A 15924-nucleotide genomic window follows, 5' to 3' on the forward strand; every position below is an offset into this window, starting at 1 on the left:
TGTCAGGGTTCTTTAGCCGCCGAGGCAGCCCTGCGCCATTCCGATGCTCGCCCCGGTGGGGCTGCGCTTCGGATGGCTCCGGGCCGCCTCGGCTGACAGTCGCCTAATGCGTTGGGTTTGGATCCCGTTCATGGGCAGATGCCGTAAGCCGGTGGCCGGGCGGAGGGATCCGAAGCGCAGCCCCACCGGGGCGAGCATCGGAATCCCGCAGCCCGGACGCCGGCGACTCAAGAACTCCACTTCACCGCTTCGAGCTTGCGGATATCAGGGTTCTCTAGCCGCCGAGGCAGCCCTGCGCCATTCCGATGCTCGCCCCAATGGGGCTGCGCTTCGGATGGCTCCGGGCCACCTCGGCTGGTAGTCGCCTAATGCGGTGGTTTCGAACCCCGTTCATGGGCAGATACTGTGAGCCGGTGGCCGGGCGGAGGGATCCGAAGCGCAGCCCCACCGGGGTGAGCATCGGAATCCCGCAGCCCGGACGCCGGTGGCTCAAGAACCCAGCCTCACAAAGTCGAAGCGACAGGGCTTCGAGCTTGCGGGTGTCAGGGTTCTTTCGCCGCCGAGGCAGCCCTGCGCCATTCCGATGCTCGCCCCAAGGGGGTGCGCTTCGGATGGCTCCGGGCCACCTCGGCTGGTAGTCGTCTAATGCGGTAGTTTCGAACCCCGTTCATGGGCAGATACTGTGAGCCGGTGGCCGGGCGGAGGGATCCGAAGCGCAGCCCCACCGGGGCCGAGCATCGGAATCCCGCAGTCCGGACGCCGGCGACTCAAGAACCCTTCCTCAGTGGGGCCCCGGCTCCGGGTCCGCTAACCGACTTTCCCCGTCAGGCGCCGCGCCGCCTCCTGTACCGCTGCCAGATGGGCGGCAACGTAACGATGGACGGGCGCGGTCAGCGTCACTGCCGCCGCGATTTCGCCATTGAGCAGAAAGACGGGCGCGGAAATACCCGCCACTTCCGCCAGGCGATCGCCCATGGCTGCGAAATAACCGTCGGCGCGGATGCGCGCATGCAGTTCCTGGTCCGGTCCCGGCGCCCGCCCCAGCAGGGGATCGTAGGCCGTCAGGACGCGTCCGCCGCTGCCGCGGTCCAGCGGCAGCAGATCGCCCGCGCGGATGTGGTCTCTTACCGGATGCGGCGAATCCACGCGGTAAAGGCACAGACGCGCATCGCCCTGGCGGACGTGATAGGCCGCGCTTTCGCCGGTTGCCGCGACCAGGTCGCGCAATACCGGCATGACCACCTCTTCCAATGAAAACGAGGCTGCGTAGATGCCGTGCAGACGGGCGATTTCTCCGCCCAGGGCATAGCGGCCATCGTCCAGGCGCTGGATCCATCCGGCATGCTCCAGCGACGCCAGCAGTCGCAGGACCGTGCTCTTGTACAGACGCGTGCGCTCGGCCAGTTCGCCCAGTGACAGAGCTTTGTCGCCGGCCGCATAAACCGACATCAGGCTGAGCGCGCGGTCTACCGCAGCCACGCCGCCTTGGGCGGCATCGGTATCGGCCAGTGATTCCGTGGCGGCTTTACGCGGCATGCGCGGCTCCGTGGGGTTGATTCCGGGGCGGGACCATATTCCATCCTTTAGAACGAATGACGGCATTGTAGGCGCTGCCTAATGCCCCGCTCGTGGTTTTCCTGTACGCCCCGGCGCTTGACAGCTACGGTCGGTGAATTCAATAATTCTATCTAAAGAAACATCGTTCTATAAGATAGAATTATTGGAGATTTCAAACATGGCCCAGCCCAACGACCGCAAACCCGACGTCCTGATCAGCGAGGTCGGTCCGCGCGATGGCTTGCAGTCCGTCAAGGCGACCATGCCCACCGCCGACAAGCTGCGCTGGATCGACGCGCTGGTCGCGGCTGGCGTGCGCGAAATCGAAGTGGCTTCCTTCGTGCCGGCGCGCCTGCTGCCGCAGATGGCGGATGCTGCCGAGGTGGTGCGGCATGCGGCGCGCCATCCGGCGCTTACCGTCATGGCGCTGGTGCCCAACCTGCGCGGCGCCGAGGCGGCGTTGCGGGCCGGCGTCCACAAGCTGACGATGCCGGTCTCCGCCAGCCGTGAGCATTCGCTGGCCAATGTGCGCAAGACGCCCGAGGAAATGGTGGAGGAGGTCCGGGCGATCGCGCGGCTGCGCGACGAGCTGGCTCCCGCGGTGAAGCTGGAGGCCGGCATTTCAACGGCCTTCGGCTGCACCTTGCAGGGCGTGGTGCCCGAAGACGAGGTCATCCGCCTGGCGGCGCTGTGCGTGGCCGCGGGCGCCGACGAATCGGGGCTGTCGGACACCGTGGGCTATGCCAATCCCGCGCAAGTGCGGCGGCTGTTCCGTCGCCTGCGCGCAGAAATCGGGGAGCAGGCGGGCGCGGCCCACATGCACAACACGCGTGGCCTGGGCCTGGCCAACTGCCTCGCTGCCTGGGAGGAAGGCGTGCGCACTTTTGATAGTTCGCTGGGCGGCCTGGGCGGTTGCCCCTATGCGCCGGGCGCGTCCGGCAACGTCGTCACCGAAGACCTGGTCTTCATGTTCGAGGCCATGGGCGTGCGCACAGGCATTGACCTGAATGGAATCCTTGCCGCACGCGCGCCGCTGGCGGCCGGCCTGCCCGGCGAGCCGTTGTATGGCATGACCCCCGACGCCGGCTTGCCCAACGGATTCGTCCAGCGGGCCTGATCGGCCATTCCCGCAGGCCTACGACCTAGATACACGCGGCCAGGCCGGCCTTTGCCGTAATGGCCCTTACTTGCAGAAGATCCACACCCATGTCCAGCCACGCCCATCCGCGCCTTCCGTACGAAAACATCCGCGTCGTCGAATTCACTCACATGGTCATGGGCCCGACCTGCGGCATGCTGCTGGCGGACCTTGGCGCCGAAGTCATCAAGGTTGAGCCGATAGGCGGCGACAACACGCGCCGCCTGCTCGGGTCGGGCGCGGGCTTCTTCCCCATGTTCAACCGCAACAAGAAGAGCATCGCCCTGGACCTGAAGCAGCCCGAGGGCATAGAGGCCGCGTTGCGCCTGATTGATTCCGCCGACATCGTGAGCGAGAACTTCAAGGCCGGCGTCATGCAGAAGCTGGGCCTGGACTACGCCACGCTCAAGCAACGCAATCCCCGCCTGATCTACGTGAGCCACAAGGGCTTCCTGCCCGGACCCTACGAACACCGGACGGCGCTGGATGAAGTCGTGCAGATGATGGGCGGTCTGGCCTATATGACGGGGCGTCCCGGCGATCCGCTGCGTGCGGGCGCCAGCGTCAACGACATCATGGGCGGCATGTTCGGCGCCATCGGCGCCATGGCGGCCCTGGCGCAGCGCGAGCAGACGGGAGAGGGCACGGAAGTGCAGGCCTCGCTGTTCGAGAACAACGTCTTCCTGGTGGGGCAGCACATGATGCAGTACGCCGTCACCGGACGCGCTGCCGCGCCCATGCCCGGCCGCATCTCGGCCTGGGCCATCTATGACGTGTTCACCGTCAAGGGCGGCGAACAGATCTTCCTGGCCGTGGTCAGCGACAAGCAATGGGGCATCTTCTGTCGCGCCTTCGGCTTGGCCGAGCTGCTGGCCGATCCGCGCCTGGCCAGCAACAACGACCGCGTGCAGGCGCGCGACTGGCTGATGCCGCAGCTGCGCTCGCACTTGGCGGACCGCAGCGCGGCCGAGTTGGCGGCGGTGTTCGAGCATGAAGGGTTGCCCTTCGCGCCGATCACGCGGCCTGAGCAACTGTTCGACGATCCGCATCTGGCGGCTACCGGCGGCCTCGCGCCCATCACCCTGGAGGATGGGCGCGAGTCCTTGGCGCCGCTCGCGCCCTTCACGCTGGGCGGCGCCCAGCCCGGAATACGCCTGCAGCCGCCTGCGGTGGGCGAACACACCGACGCGCTGCTGCGCGGCGTCGGCTATCGCGACGACGAAATCGCAGCCTTGAAAGCAAGGCAAATCACACAAGGAGACTAACCATGATCACGCTATCCCGCCGCGCTTTCCTGGGCGCGGCGATGTGCGCTGCGGCCTTGCCGCTGCGCGCCCAGACCGCAGCCGCCTATCCGAACGGGCGGCCTGTGCGCCTTATCGTTCCCTATACGCCGGGCGGCGGCACGGACTCAGTGGCGCGCGCCATCGCGGCCAAGGTCACGGCGCTGGCCGGCTGGTCGGTGGTGGTGGAGAACCGACCCGGCGCGGGCGGAAACATCGGCATGGATTTCGTGGCCAAGGCCAAGCCGGACGGCTACATGCTGGGCCTGGGCCAGACCGCCAACCTGGCCATCAATCCCGCCCTGATGCCGCAGATTCCCTTCGACGCGGAAAAGGACTTCGCGGCGGTCTCCCTGATCGCATCGCTGCCGGTCGTGCTGGTGGTCAAGGCCAACGCACGCTGGCAGACCTTGGCCGACTTGATCAAGGACGCGCGGGCCGAGCCTGGCGCCATCAAGCAGGCGCTGGCGGGTTCCGGCACGGTGGGCCATCTGGCGGGCGAACTGCTCGCCTATCAGGGCAAGTTCCAAGTGCTTAACGTGCCTTATCGCGGCGCGGCGCCTGCGCTCAACGACTTGTTGGGCGGCAATACCGACTACATGTTCGCCACGCCGCAGGCCGCGCAGGAAATGCTCAAGGGCAAGGTGCTGCGGCCGTTGGCCGTCAGCTCGCGCGCGCGGCTGGAGATCCTGCCCGATGTGCCCACCGTGGCCGAGTCCGGCTACGAGGGCTTCGAGGCGCTGGACTGGAAGGCGCTGGTCGCGCCGGCCGGCACCCCGCCCGAGGTGGTCCGGGCCGTCAATGCGGTAGTGGAGAAGGTGCTGGCGGATCCGGCCACAGTTGCCATGTTCACCGCTGAGGGCAGTACGGCCATGGGCGGATCTCCGGAGGCCGCGCAGCGCTACATCCAGGAAGAACAGAAGAAGTGGGCGCGCCTGATACGCGAAGCCGGCATCCAGACCGCCGCCTGACGCGCGCCGCAGACCATACCAGGAGACAAATCCGTGAAGCATCTTTTAGGAATTGCCGCGCTTGCCTGCGCTGTCGTGGCACAGCCCGCGCTGGGCAGTAGCGGGTCGCAATGGCCCGAACGTTCCATCCGTCTGGTCGTACCGTTTCCCGCAGGCGGTCCGACCGATATCGCCGCGCGCGTGGTCGGCAAGGCGCTCTCCGACCGCTTGGGCACGCCTTTCGTCATCGAGAACAAGGCCGGCGCGCATGGCTTCATCGGCGCAGGCGACGTCGCCCGCAGCAAGCCGGACGGATACACGCTGATGATGGCCAGCATCGGCACCATGGCGATCAATCCGGGGCTCTATCCCGACATTCCCTACGATGCGAACAAGGACTTCACGCCCCTGGCGCTGGTCCTTACGGTGCCCATCGCAGTCGTGATCAACCCGCAACAGATGCCGGCGCAGACCGTGGGCGAGCTCGTGGACTACCTGAAAGCCCACCCAGATCGCGTGAACTACGGCTCGGCGGGGAATGGTGGCTCTTCCCATCTGGTGCCGGAGTATTTCAAGTACAAGACCGGCACCTCCATGACCCACATTCCCTACAAGGGCTCAAGCCCGGCAGTGACCGATCTGGTGGCGGGTCAGGTCCAGGTCATGTTCGATACGCTGCTGACCAGCACGCCTTTCGTGAAGGCCGGCAAACTGCGCATGCTGGCTGTCACGACAGCGCAGCGGCTGCCGGACTATCCAGAAGTGCCAACCATGGCCGAGGCCTTGGGCGCGCCGGATTTCGAAGCCTCGTCCTGGTTTGCGATGTATGCGCCGGCAGGCACGCCGCAGGCGGTGCAGCAAAAGTTGTCCCTGGCCATCAACCAGGCCCTGGGCGACGCGGCGGTGAAGCAGCGCCTGGCTGAACTGGGCGCGATTCCGGCAGGCGGCACGCCGGGCGAACTGGCGGACTTCCAGCGGGCTGAGCAGCGCAAATGGGCGCAGGTCATCAAGGCGGCGGGAATACTCCCGGACTGACCCTGCAGGCTGGGCCCTGCGTCAGGCCTCGGGGCCAGGACGCAGCCGGCCAGCCTTCCACTTCAACCGCAGCCTCTCCAGCGCCAGATACACGATCGGCGTGGTGTACAGCGTCAAGAACTGGCTGATCATCAGCCCGCCGACGATGGCGATGCCCAGCGGGCGGCGCAGCTCGGAGCCTTCGCCCATACCCAGCACCAGGGGCAGGGCGCCCAGCAGCCCCGCCAGGTTGGTCATGACGATGGGCCGCAGCCGCAGCATGGCGGCGCGGTGGATGGCCTGTTCCGGCGTGAGCCCTTCGCGCCGTTCCAGGCTGAGCGCGAAGTCGATCATCAGGATGGCGTTCTTCATGACGATGCCCACCAGCAGGAACAGTCCCAAGAGCGCGATCAGCGTGAATTCGATGCCGGCCAGACGCAGCGCCAGCAGCGCGCCCACGCCGGCGGACGGCAGAGTCGACAGGATGGTGAGCGGATGCAGCGGGCTTTCGTACAGGATGCCCAGCACCAGGTAGATCGCGACCAGCACCGCCAGGATCAGCCAGGGCTGGTCCTGCAGGCTTTGCTGGAAGTTGCGCGCATCGCCGCCCAGGCGGGTCTGGATGTACGAGGGCACCATCAGCTCGGCCATGGTCTTGTCGATGGCGGCCAGGGCCTGTTGCAGCGATACGCCCTCGGCCAGTGAAAAGCCCACGCCCACGGCGGCGAACAGGCCGTCATGGAACACGCGGTCGTTCACCAGGCCGTAGTCATAAGTGGCGAAGGCCGTCAGCGGCACGCGCGTGCCGTCGGCGGCGACCACCTGCACCTGCTCCAGCACCTCGGGGTCCTCGGTGTAGCGCGGGTCCAGCTCCAGCACCACGCGGTACTGGTTCATGGCGTCGTACAGCGTGGCGACCTGGCGCTGGCTGAACGAGTTGCTGAGCACGCTGCTGATGGTGCCCATGTCCACGCCCAGGCGCTGCGCGGCGGCGCGGTCTATGTCGATCACGACCTGCTGGGTGGCGCCGTCGCCTTCCGCGTCGACGTCGCGCAGTTCGGGGATCTCCTGCATGGCCTTGGAGATCTTGCGCGACCATTGCCGCAGCGCCGGCACGTCGCTGGCCATGATGGCCAGTTCATGGTCGCCCGAATTACCGAACCCGCCGGGCATGCGCAGGTCCTGGTCCACGTTCAGGAAGAACATGCCGCCCGGCACTGCCGGCGCATTGGTGCGCAGCCAGTTGATGACCTCGGTCGACGATTCCTGGCGTTCGGCGGCGGGCTTCAGGCGGATCAGGAACAGGGAATTGCTGATGCCCAGGCTGCCGCCGTTGTAGCCGATGACGTCCTGCACCGCCGGATGCTTGAGCACCAGTTGGCGGTACTGGTCGATCTTGGGCTGCATGACCTGGAACGAGAAGCCGTCGTCGCCGCGCACGAAGCCCACCAACTGGCCGGTGTCCTGCACCGGCAGGAAGCCCTTGGGCGCCTGCACGTACAGGTAGACATTCAGCCCCACCACGCCGGCCAGCAGCAATAGCGTCAGGCGGGCATGGCCCAGCACCCGCCACAGGGTGTTGCCGTACCAGGCATGCAGGCGTTCGAAGATCGCCTGCATGCGCGATGGACGCGCGTTCGCCATGTGCGCGGCGGGAACGGCGGGCCTGAGCCAGCGGGCGCACAGGCTGGGGATGATGGCGACCGAGACCACCAGCGAGATGACGTTGGCGGCGACCAGGGTGATGGAGAACTCGCGGAACAGCCGCTCGACCAGGCCGCCCATGAACAGGATGGATACGAAAACCACGCTCAGCGCCACGGTCATGGCCACCAGCGTGAAGCCTACTTCGCGCACGCCGCGCAGCGCGGCCTTGCGCGGCGAGAGGCCGCGCTCGATATGGCGCGAGATGTTCTCCAGCACCACGATGGCATCGTCCACCACCAGGCCGGCCGCGACGATCAGCGCCATCAGCGACAGATTGTTCAGCGAAAAGCCCCACAGGTACATGACGGCGAAAGTGGCGATCAGGCACACCGGAATCGCCACGCTGGGAATGGCCGCGGCCCGTGCATTGCCCAGGAACGCCCACACCACCAGGATCACCAGCGCGGTGGCCAGCCCCAGCGTGATGTGCGCTTCGCGCAAGGTGGCGTTGATGCCAGGCGAGCGGTCCAGCGCCACGGTCAGGTCCACGTCGGCCGGCATCAGCGCGCGCAGGCCGGGCAGGGCCTGGTTGATGGCGCCTATGGTTTCGATGATGTTCGAACCGGGCTGGCGGCTGATTGTCAGGACCACGGCCGGGTTGCGGTTGTGAAAGCCGCTGCTGTAGCGGTTTTCGACGGAATCGCTGACGCGTGCGATCTGCGACAGCCGGATCACGGCGCCGTCCTGGTGGCGCACGATCAGGCTTTCGTAGTCCCCCGCGGCGCGGGGTTGTTCGGGCGTACCGACTTCCCAGCGCCGGCTGGCGGAATCCAACTGGCCTTGCGGCCGCATGGGCGCGGCGTCGGCGATGGCCTGGCGCACTTCATCCAGCGCCACGCCATAGTGGGCCAGGGCGTTGGAATTGACCTGTACGCGCACCGCGGGCAGGGAGCTGCCGCCCATGGTTACTTCGCCCACGCCGTTGATCTGCGATATCTTCTGCGCCAGCACGGTCGAGCCCAGGTCGTAGAGTTCGCCCGCGGGACGGGTGGGCGAACTGAGCGCCAGTGCCATGATCGGCGCCTGGGACGGGTTGACCTTGCGATAGCTGGGATTGCCGGGCATGCCGGCGGGCAACTCGGCGCGGGCCGCGTTGATGGCCGCCTGCACGTCGCGCGCGGCCTCGTTGATGTCGCGATCCAGGTCGAACTGCAGCTGTACGCGGGTCGCGCCCTGGTTGCTGGAGGACGTCATGGCGCTGACGCCGGCGATGCTGCCCAGCGCGCGCTCCAGCGGCGCGGCCACGGTGCTGGCCATGCTTTCGGGACTGGCGCCCGGCAGTTCGGCGCGCACCTCGATGGTGGGAAAGTCGACCTGGGGCAGCGGCGCCACGGGCAGCAGCCGCCACGCGACCGCGCCCAGCAGGGTCAGCGCGATCGCCAGGAAGATGCAGGCGGTCGGGCGGTGCAGCAAGGCGCGGATCATGGCGCCGGGCCTTCAACCCCGGGCTTGGCGGCCGCGGCGCTGGGGCGCTGGCCCAGGCGGTGGAAGAACAGGTACACGACGGGCGTGGTGAACAGGGTCAGCACCTGGCTGACCAGCAGCCCGCCCACCATGACCCAGCCCAGCGGCTGGCGCAGTTCCGCGCCCGAGCCCGTGGCCAGCATCAACGGCAGCGCGCCGAACAGCGCGGCCAGCGTCGTCATCAGGATGGGACGCAGGCGCAGCAGCGCGGCTTCGCGGATGGCGGCCTGCGGCGCCAGGCCGCGCGAGCGTTCTGCCTCCAGGGCAAAGTCCACCATCATGATGCCGTTCTTCTTCACCAGCCCGATCAGCAGGATGATGCCGATGACGGCGATCAGGTCCAGCGGACGCCCGGTAAGCAGCAGCGCCAGGAAGGCGCCCACCGCGGCCGAGGGCAGGGTGGACAGGATGGTCACCGGGTGGATGGCGCTTTCATACAGCATGCCCAGCACCAGGTACATGGTGACCACCGCGGCCAGCATCAGCCACAGCGTGTTCGACAGCGAGGCCTGGAAGGCCGCGGCAGCCCCCTGCAAGCGCAGCTCCACGCTGACCGGCATGCCGATCTCCTGCCGCGCCGATTCGATCGCTGCGATGGCCTCTCCCAGGGAGCCGCCGGCGGGCAGGTTGAAGGACAGATTGACCGCGGGGAACTGCGACAGGTGGTTCACGGCCAGCGGCGCCGCGCGTTCGCTGACGGTGGCCAGCGCCGACAGCGGGATCGCCTGGCCGTCCTCGGTCTGCAGATGGATGCGTTCCAGCGCGTCCGGGTTCAGCGCCAGCTTGCGGTCCACTTCCAGCACGACCCGGTACTGGTTGGACTGCGTGAACAGGGTGGCCACCTGGCGCTGCCCAAAGGCGTTGTAGAGGGTCTGCGCCACGTCGTCCATCGTCACGCCCAGGCGGGCGGCGGCGTCGCGAGAGACCTGCAGGTAGGCCTGGCGGCCGTCGCCTTGCAGGTCGGTGGAAACGTCGGCCAGCGCGGGCGACTGCGCCAGGCGTTCGGTCAGGGCATGGGTCCAGCGCGCCAACAGCGCGCTGTCGGGGGAGGTCAGCGTGAACTGGTACTGGCCGCGGCTCACGCGGTCCTCGATGTTGAGTTCCTGCACCGGCTGCAGATAGAGCGAGATGCCCTGGACCTCGCGCGCGCGCGCATCCAGCCGCGCCATGATGTCCGCCAGCGGCGCGCTGCGGTCCGACCAGGGTTTCAGGTTGATCAGCAAGCGGCCGGTATTCAAGGTGGTGTTCATGCCGTCGATGCCGATGAAGGACGACAGGCTGGCCACGTCGGGGTCGGCCAGCAGTGTCTCGGCCACCGCCTGCTGGCGCCGCGACATGGCGTCGAACGAGGTGCTCTGGGACGATTGCGTGACCCCTTGCAGCGTGCCGCCGTCCTGGGTCGGGAAGAAGCCCTTGGGTACGGCCAGGTACAGCAGCCCGGTCAGCGCCACCGTCGCCAGCATCACGGCCAGCGTCAGCCGTTGATGGCGCAAGGTCAGGTCCAGCCAACGGGCGTAGCCGGCCTGGATGCGGTCCAGCAGCCCCGGGCGCGTCGCTTCGTGCGCGGGCAGCAGCCGCGCGCACATCATCGGCGTCAGCGTCAGCGACACCGCCAGCGATATCAGGATGGCGACCGCCAGCGTCACCGCGAACTCGCGGAACAGACGGCCCACCACGTCTTCCATGAACAGCAGCGGAATCAGCACGGCGATCAGCGACAGCGTCAGGGACACCAGCGTGAAGCCGATCTGGCCGGCGCCCTTGAGCGCGGCCGACATGGGGCTGTGGCCTTGCTCGCGGTAGCGCGCAATGTTTTCCAGCATCACGATGGCGTCGTCCACCACGAAGCCCGCGCCTATCGTCAGGGCCATCAGCGTCAGGTTGTTGGTGGAGAAGCCCGCCAGATGCATGAAGCCGAAGGTGCCGATCAGCGACAAGGGGACCGCCAGGCTGGGGATCAGCGTGGCGGGCAGGTTGCGCAGGAACAGGAACGTCACCAACACCACCAGGCCCACGGCGAAGGCCAGTTCCCATTGCACGCCGCGCACCGATGCGCGGATGCTCTCGGTGCGGTCCGTCAGCACGCGGACCTGCGCGGCGGCGGGCAGGCTGGCCGTCAGTTGCGGCAGCAGCGCCTTGACCTGGTCGGCCACGGCGATGACGTTGGCGCCCGGCTGGCGCTGGATGTTGACCAGCACGGCCGGCTGCTTGTCGACCCAGGCGGCCAGATAGCGGTCTTCCGCCCCGTCTTCGACCGTGGCGACCTGGCCCAGCCGCACCGGCGCGCCGTTGCGCCAGGCCACGATCAGTTCGCGGTATTCCTCGGCGCTTTGCAGCTGGTCGTTGGCGTCCATGATGACCGAGCGCACCGGCCCGTCGAAGCTGCCCTTGGGCTGGTTCGAATTGGCCTTGCTGATGGCTTCCTGCACGTCGGCCAGCTGCAGGCCGCGCGCGGCCAGCGCCATGGGATTGACCTGCACCCGCACCGCCGGCCGCTGGCCGCCCGCCAGGCTGACCATGCCCACGCCGGACAACTGCGACAGGCGCTGCGTCATGCGGGTGTCGACCAGGTCGTAGACCTGGGGCAAGGGCAGGGAATCCGACGTGACCGCCAGCGTCAGGATAGGCACGTCGGCGGGGTTGACCTTGCGGTACACGGGCGGCGTCGGCAGGTCATTGGGCAGCAGCGCGCCGCTGGCGCTGATGGCCGCCTGGACTTCCTGCTCGGCCACGCCCAGCGACACGTCCAACGCGAATTGCAGCGTGATCACAGAGATGCCGCTGCCGCTGGTGGAGGACATCTGCTTCAGGCCCGGTATCTGCCCGAAGCGCCGTTCCAGCGGCGCGGTGACGGTGCGCGCCGTCACGTTCGGACTGGCGCCGGGGTACTGCGTGGTCACCTGGATGATGGGGTAATCCACCTGCGGCAGCGCCGCCACGGGCAACATGCGCCACGCCAGGATGCCCGACAGCAGCAGGGCGATCATCAGGAAGGACGTGGCGACGGGGCGCAGGATGAAGGGGCGCGACAGGCTCATGATTTCTGCGATTCGACAATTTGCACGTCGCGGCCGTCGTGCAGGCGGTCCACGCCTTCGACCACCACGCGTTCGCCTTCGGCCAGGCCGGCCTGCACCACGATGCGGCCAGCGTTGGCCGGGCCCAGCTCCAGCACGCGGCGCGTGGCGCGCGTGTCCTCGCCGATCACGAACACGAAGGCGCCCTCGGAGCCGTACTGCACCGCGGCCGTGGGAATGGAAATGACGTTGTCCTGCTGTACCACCGCCAGCCGGATGTTCACGAACTGGTTCGGAAACAGCGATTCGTCGGCGTTGGCAAAGCGCGCGCGTAGCCGGACGGTGCCGCTGGCGGCCTGGATGCGGTTGTCCAGCGCCTCCAAAGTGCCTTCGGCCAGAAGGCGGCGGTCGTCCGCGTCCCAGGCCTGGACCCGCAGCGCGGCGTCGCGCGCCTGGGCCTGGCGCAGGATGTCCAGGCGCGTTTCGGAAATGCTGAAGAGCGCCGAGATCGGCCGGGTCTGGACCAGCGTGGTCAGGCCGTCGGCGTCGGCCGCGCGCACGTGATTGCCGGCGTCGATGCGGCGCAGCCCGATGCGGCCGTCGTGGGGCGCAACGATACGGGTGTGGTCCAGCAGGCGCTGCGCGTCGGCCACCTGGGCCTGGTTGCGTAGCCGCTGGGCCGCATAGGCGCGCACCTGGGCTTCGGCGGTATCCAATTGCTGACCCGACACCGCTTCCTGGCGCGCCAGCTTGCGGTAGCGCTGCAGATCGGCCTCGGCGTTCTCGAGCAGCGCCTGGGTGCGCGCCAGTTCGCCTTCGGCCGAGGCCAGCGCCGCAATGTAGGGGCGCGCATCGATCTCCGCCAGCAACTGGCCGCGCGTCACGGCCTGGCCTTCGGTGAAATGCAGTTTCAGCAATTCGCCGTCGACCTGGCTGCGCAGGGTCACCTGCGCCAGGGGCGTGATGGTGCCAAGCGCGTGCAGGTCGCGCTGCAGCGGACCGGCGCTGGCAGCCTCGACCGCGACGGCGACAGGGATCTGGCCATACTCGGGCGGACGCGCGGCGGGCGTGCCCTTGGACCCGACGTACCAGAGCGCCAGGGCAGCCAATATGACCAGCGCGGCGGCGATCAGGACCAGGCGTTTGCGTGGGAAATGAGGGCCCGTGGAAAGGGGCAGGGACATCGGGACTGCCAGGCTATGGGGTTACGGACAGTCCGGATTCTATATGAATAAAAACTATTCGCGTTTTTAAGTCAGTGAAATGTCAGCTTCGAGCGGCTTCGCGATCAGGGCCCGCAGCAGTTCCCCGGATAATCGGCTCGCGGCGCGCCGGCATAGGCGGCAAACACAAGCGGGTTCCGTTGCGCTACCGCAGTATGGGACAACACCAGATTCTCCAGCTTGGACCAGGGAAAGTTGATTCCGGGATCCGACCGGCGATTCGGGTCCAGCTTGGCATGCGAAATGACATGCTTCAGGTTCGGATACTTGCTCCAGGCATAGGTAATGATCCGGGCCGTCGCTTCGATTTGCCAAGCCGAATAGGGATCCTTGTAATTCTGGACATCCTGGGTGTTGACGATCTCGATCCCCAGGCTGCGGTTGTTGACGTTCGGACCCTGGCCCAGATGCGGCGCGTAGTTGACGTCCCCGACATGGAATGCCGCCTTGGCTTCGGCGACCACGGACCAGACGAAGTGGCCATGCTGCGGCTCGTCTTCATCCGGGACGATCCAGTGGGCGCTCGCCTTTCTGACTTTCCAGTTGTCAATGGCGTGCTGCGTGGCATAACCCGCCGTCGCGTGGATCACGATCGTGTCGATGACCGCGAAGACGTCCGCTCCGCGCGACCGAGCGCGATTCGCGGTCAGCCAGGGGAAGTCGGGGTGTACCTCCTCGTTCAGCGGGCTGAATGACGGGCGCTTGTCCGCTGGAAGCAGGAAATGAAAACTCTTGGGGTCCATGGCGACACCTCCAGATTCCTCGTGCTCATAAGTACTTGGGGGAGGGGCCTGCGGCATCATGATCGACGACGCGGTGGCCCGGGAACCGCTGTCAGCGACTTTTGCAGTTCTGGCGTGGCCGGGCAATACTCCAAATCGAGTATCCGCGATCGTCGGATCTGGACTAGGGCATGGGAGCAAAAGACGTGCTTCACGCCTCGTTGGACGGCCTGCACTCGGGCTCAAGAACGGCTGGAGAGTGTCCGCGCAGCCGGTTCGCAGGAATCGCGATAGGCAACCGCATACATCGTTGCCACCACAAACACGAGCGGGACGCAGAGCAGTGCGCTCATCGCTGCCCGCGCCAGTCCAACGTCCGGGTAGCCGTACGCGAGCATGCCCAGGATGTAGCCGGCATGGCCGGCCGCCGCGATCAACATAAGCAGCGCCAGCATCAGCGGCCACGGCTTGTACGGCATGGCGGCGCGCGCGGCGTGGAAACGGTACTCGCCGGCTACCGCCGCGCGCGGCAGGCTCAGTCCATACATTGCCAGCGCGTACAGCGTGGGCACCCAGATCAGCGCCAGCGCGGCGCACAAGACGCTCCAGAACACGGCGTCATTCGATCCCGCCAGCACCATGTAGATCACATAGGGCAGGTCCCCGGTGGTGCGGGCCATCGCAGTGCCTGCAATGACGAGCGCGCAGAGCAACGCCAGATGACGGGCCTGCGCCGCGATGCCGCGGGTGGCGCCGACGTCCGTCAAGTCCGCCGGCTGGACGACGCGATGCCAGGCGCAGGTCATGCGCGCCAACGCAATCAGGTTGATCAGCGCCAGCGCCATGAACAGCCCATTCCCGTACGGAAACAGGTTGGTGATCAGCAAGGCGAAAGGCAGCGACAGGATGAATAGCGCCAGCGACAAGGGGGCCGCGGCCAGCATGGCGCGGCCCTGCTGGCGCATGGCGTCAGCCGTCGCCGCGAGGAAATGGCGGGCTCCGAGTTTGTTCGACAAGAGGGGGCGCTGCCTTAATTGCTGCGGTAGTTGTTGGCTTCACGCTCGCCCGCCCACTTGCGCAGCGCGGCGATGAATTCGGGGCAGACATTGCCGTCCACCTGGCTGTCGATGATGACGCTGTTCTGCATGCGCATCACCACGGTGCATTCGTAGACCTTGGTGCGGTTGTTGTAATAGCCGTGGTTGGTGTTCTGGAAGACGGGGGTCGCGGCGCTGGTCGAGGTGGCCGGAATCATGCCCACCACCTGCTGGGAGGTGCCGGTCGAGACCCATTCCGTATAGGGCGCGGTCTGGTAGTCCGACCAGATGAGCTCCATCGTGTTGCCCACGCCGCGCTTCTTCGACGGTTCGCCCAGCGCCGTGATGGCGTCGCCGACCGGACGGCCCTTCATGTTCTTGGCCACGTTCACGCTGGGCGAGAACGACAGCCCGGACGAAAAAATGTTGGTCAGCGAGGGCAGCGTGGAACTGCCGCCCGTGGGCATCGGCGCGCAGCCGGCCAAGGCGGCAAGGACCAGGGCCGCCGGCAGGGCGCGGCCCAGCAACCAGGTCGAACGGAGTCGCGATTTATTCATGCTGAGCCCTAGCTCCCTCAAAGATCCGGCGTGCCGGAACATAATTCAGCGGCCGCAAGATTTTGTCTTGTTTTAGTTTCGTTTCGTGACTAGTCGTATCGCGGCGCCCGAGCGCTGGCAGTGCGGCGTACACCTGCAGGCGGTCGTCTGACGCTGCGCTGCGAGGGCAGAATGTTAACGAAAAAATAGTGGCGCATCGGCTTTCTCCCGCTGAAAAATTGGTTACGTAATACCTGGAAACGTGAGAAAGCGGGG

Annotated in this window: 11 protein-coding genes; 4 read left to right on the forward strand and 7 right to left on the reverse strand. The window is 66.9% G+C overall.

Annotation, left to right across the window (positions count from 1 at the left end; all coding sequences use genetic code 11):
* Positions 1-807: 807 nt before the first annotated feature.
* Positions 808-1536, reverse strand: coding sequence for an IclR family transcriptional regulator (locus tag IB268_RS10935; RefSeq protein ID WP_119451136.1), 729 nt, complete (start codon positions 1534-1536; stop codon positions 808-810).
* A gap of 199 nt (positions 1537-1735) precedes the next feature.
* Between IB268_RS10935 and IB268_RS10940 the strand changes: the two genes are divergently transcribed.
* The 4 genes from IB268_RS10940 to IB268_RS10955 all read left to right on the forward strand — a co-directional run bounded on the left by IB268_RS10940 (position 1736) and on the right by IB268_RS10955 (position 5963).
* Positions 1736-2674: a hydroxymethylglutaryl-CoA lyase gene (locus tag IB268_RS10940; protein ID WP_192354222.1), complete on the forward strand. Its 939-nt coding sequence runs from the start codon at positions 1736-1738 to the stop codon at positions 2672-2674.
* Positions 2675-2763: 89 nt separating this feature from the next.
* On the forward strand, positions 2764-3960 hold the full coding sequence (locus tag IB268_RS10945) for a CaiB/BaiF CoA-transferase family protein (RefSeq protein WP_192354223.1): 1197 nt from the start codon (positions 2764-2766) through the stop codon (positions 3958-3960).
* Between the two features lie 2 nt (positions 3961-3962).
* Entirely contained in the window at positions 3963-4949 is a 987-nt protein-coding gene (locus tag IB268_RS10950) for a tripartite tricarboxylate transporter substrate binding protein (RefSeq protein ID WP_054454785.1), read from the forward strand.
* Between the two features lie 33 nt (positions 4950-4982).
* Positions 4983-5963 carry a tripartite tricarboxylate transporter substrate binding protein gene (locus IB268_RS10955; RefSeq protein WP_244300399.1) on the forward strand — a complete coding sequence of 327 codons (981 nt, stop codon included), beginning with the start codon at positions 4983-4985 and terminating at the stop codon, positions 5961-5963.
* Positions 5964-5984: 21 nt separating this feature from the next.
* Here the strand turns inward: IB268_RS10955 and IB268_RS10960 are convergent, their stop codons facing one another.
* The 6 genes from IB268_RS10960 to IB268_RS10985 form a co-directional block, all read right to left on the reverse strand.
* A complete protein-coding gene (locus IB268_RS10960) occupies positions 5985-9074 on the reverse strand; it encodes an efflux RND transporter permease subunit (RefSeq protein WP_192354224.1) in 3090 nt (1029 codons plus the stop codon).
* The gene (locus IB268_RS10965; protein WP_192354225.1) at positions 9071-12151 is read right to left on the reverse strand and encodes a multidrug efflux RND transporter permease subunit; all 3081 of its coding nucleotides are present in this window, start codon (positions 12149-12151) and stop codon (positions 9071-9073) included. The genes IB268_RS10960 and IB268_RS10965 overlap by 4 nt, the downstream gene beginning before the upstream one ends.
* Positions 12148-13314 carry an efflux RND transporter periplasmic adaptor subunit gene (locus IB268_RS10970; RefSeq protein ID WP_054454777.1) on the reverse strand — a complete coding sequence of 389 codons (1167 nt, stop codon included), beginning with the start codon at positions 13312-13314 and terminating at the stop codon, positions 12148-12150. The genes IB268_RS10965 and IB268_RS10970 overlap by 4 nt, the downstream gene beginning before the upstream one ends.
* Before the next feature lie 104 nt (positions 13315-13418).
* Entirely contained in the window at positions 13419-14096 is a 678-nt protein-coding gene (locus IB268_RS10975) for an N-acetylmuramoyl-L-alanine amidase (protein WP_054454776.1), read from the reverse strand.
* Between the two features lie 221 nt (positions 14097-14317).
* On the reverse strand, positions 14318-15091 hold the full coding sequence (locus tag IB268_RS10980) for a hypothetical protein (protein ID WP_192354226.1): 774 nt from the start codon (positions 15089-15091) through the stop codon (positions 14318-14320).
* Positions 15092-15105: 14 nt separating this feature from the next.
* Complete coding sequence (locus tag IB268_RS10985) at positions 15106-15669, reverse strand: hypothetical protein (protein ID WP_054454773.1); 564 nt, start codon at positions 15667-15669, stop codon at positions 15106-15108.
* Between the last annotated feature and the right edge of the window lie 255 nt (positions 15670-15924).

Source organism: Achromobacter sp. ACM01 (assembly GCF_014851745.1).
Classification (GTDB): domain Bacteria; phylum Pseudomonadota; class Gammaproteobacteria; order Burkholderiales; family Burkholderiaceae_B; genus Achromobacter; species Achromobacter aegrifaciens.

What these genes read in the sequence shown, in the direction of transcription:
- IB268_RS10935 (WP_119451136.1), bottom strand. Translation starts at nt 1,536, where the DNA reads ATGCCGCGTAAAGCCGCCACGGAATCACTGGCCGATACCGATGCCGCC.
- IB268_RS10940 (WP_192354222.1), top strand. Translation starts at nt 1,736, where the DNA reads ATGGCCCAGCCCAACGACCGCAAACCCGACGTCCTGATCAGCGAGGTC.
- IB268_RS10945 (WP_192354223.1), top strand. Translation starts at nt 2,764, where the DNA reads ATGTCCAGCCACGCCCATCCGCGCCTTCCGTACGAAAACATCCGCGTC.
- IB268_RS10950 (WP_054454785.1), top strand. Translation starts at nt 3,963, where the DNA reads ATGATCACGCTATCCCGCCGCGCTTTCCTGGGCGCGGCGATGTGCGCT.
- IB268_RS10960 (WP_192354224.1), bottom strand. Translation starts at nt 9,074, where the DNA reads ATGATCCGCGCCTTGCTGCACCGCCCGACCGCCTGCATCTTCCTGGCG.
- IB268_RS10965 (WP_192354225.1), bottom strand. Translation starts at nt 12,151, where the DNA reads ATGAGCCTGTCGCGCCCCTTCATCCTGCGCCCCGTCGCCACGTCCTTC.
- IB268_RS10970 (WP_054454777.1), bottom strand. Translation starts at nt 13,314, where the DNA reads ATGTCCCTGCCCCTTTCCACGGGCCCTCATTTCCCACGCAAACGCCTG.
- IB268_RS10975 (WP_054454776.1), bottom strand. Translation starts at nt 14,096, where the DNA reads ATGGACCCCAAGAGTTTTCATTTCCTGCTTCCAGCGGACAAGCGCCCG.
- IB268_RS10985 (WP_054454773.1), bottom strand. Translation starts at nt 15,669, where the DNA reads ATGAATAAATCGCGACTCCGTTCGACCTGGTTGCTGGGCCGCGCCCTG.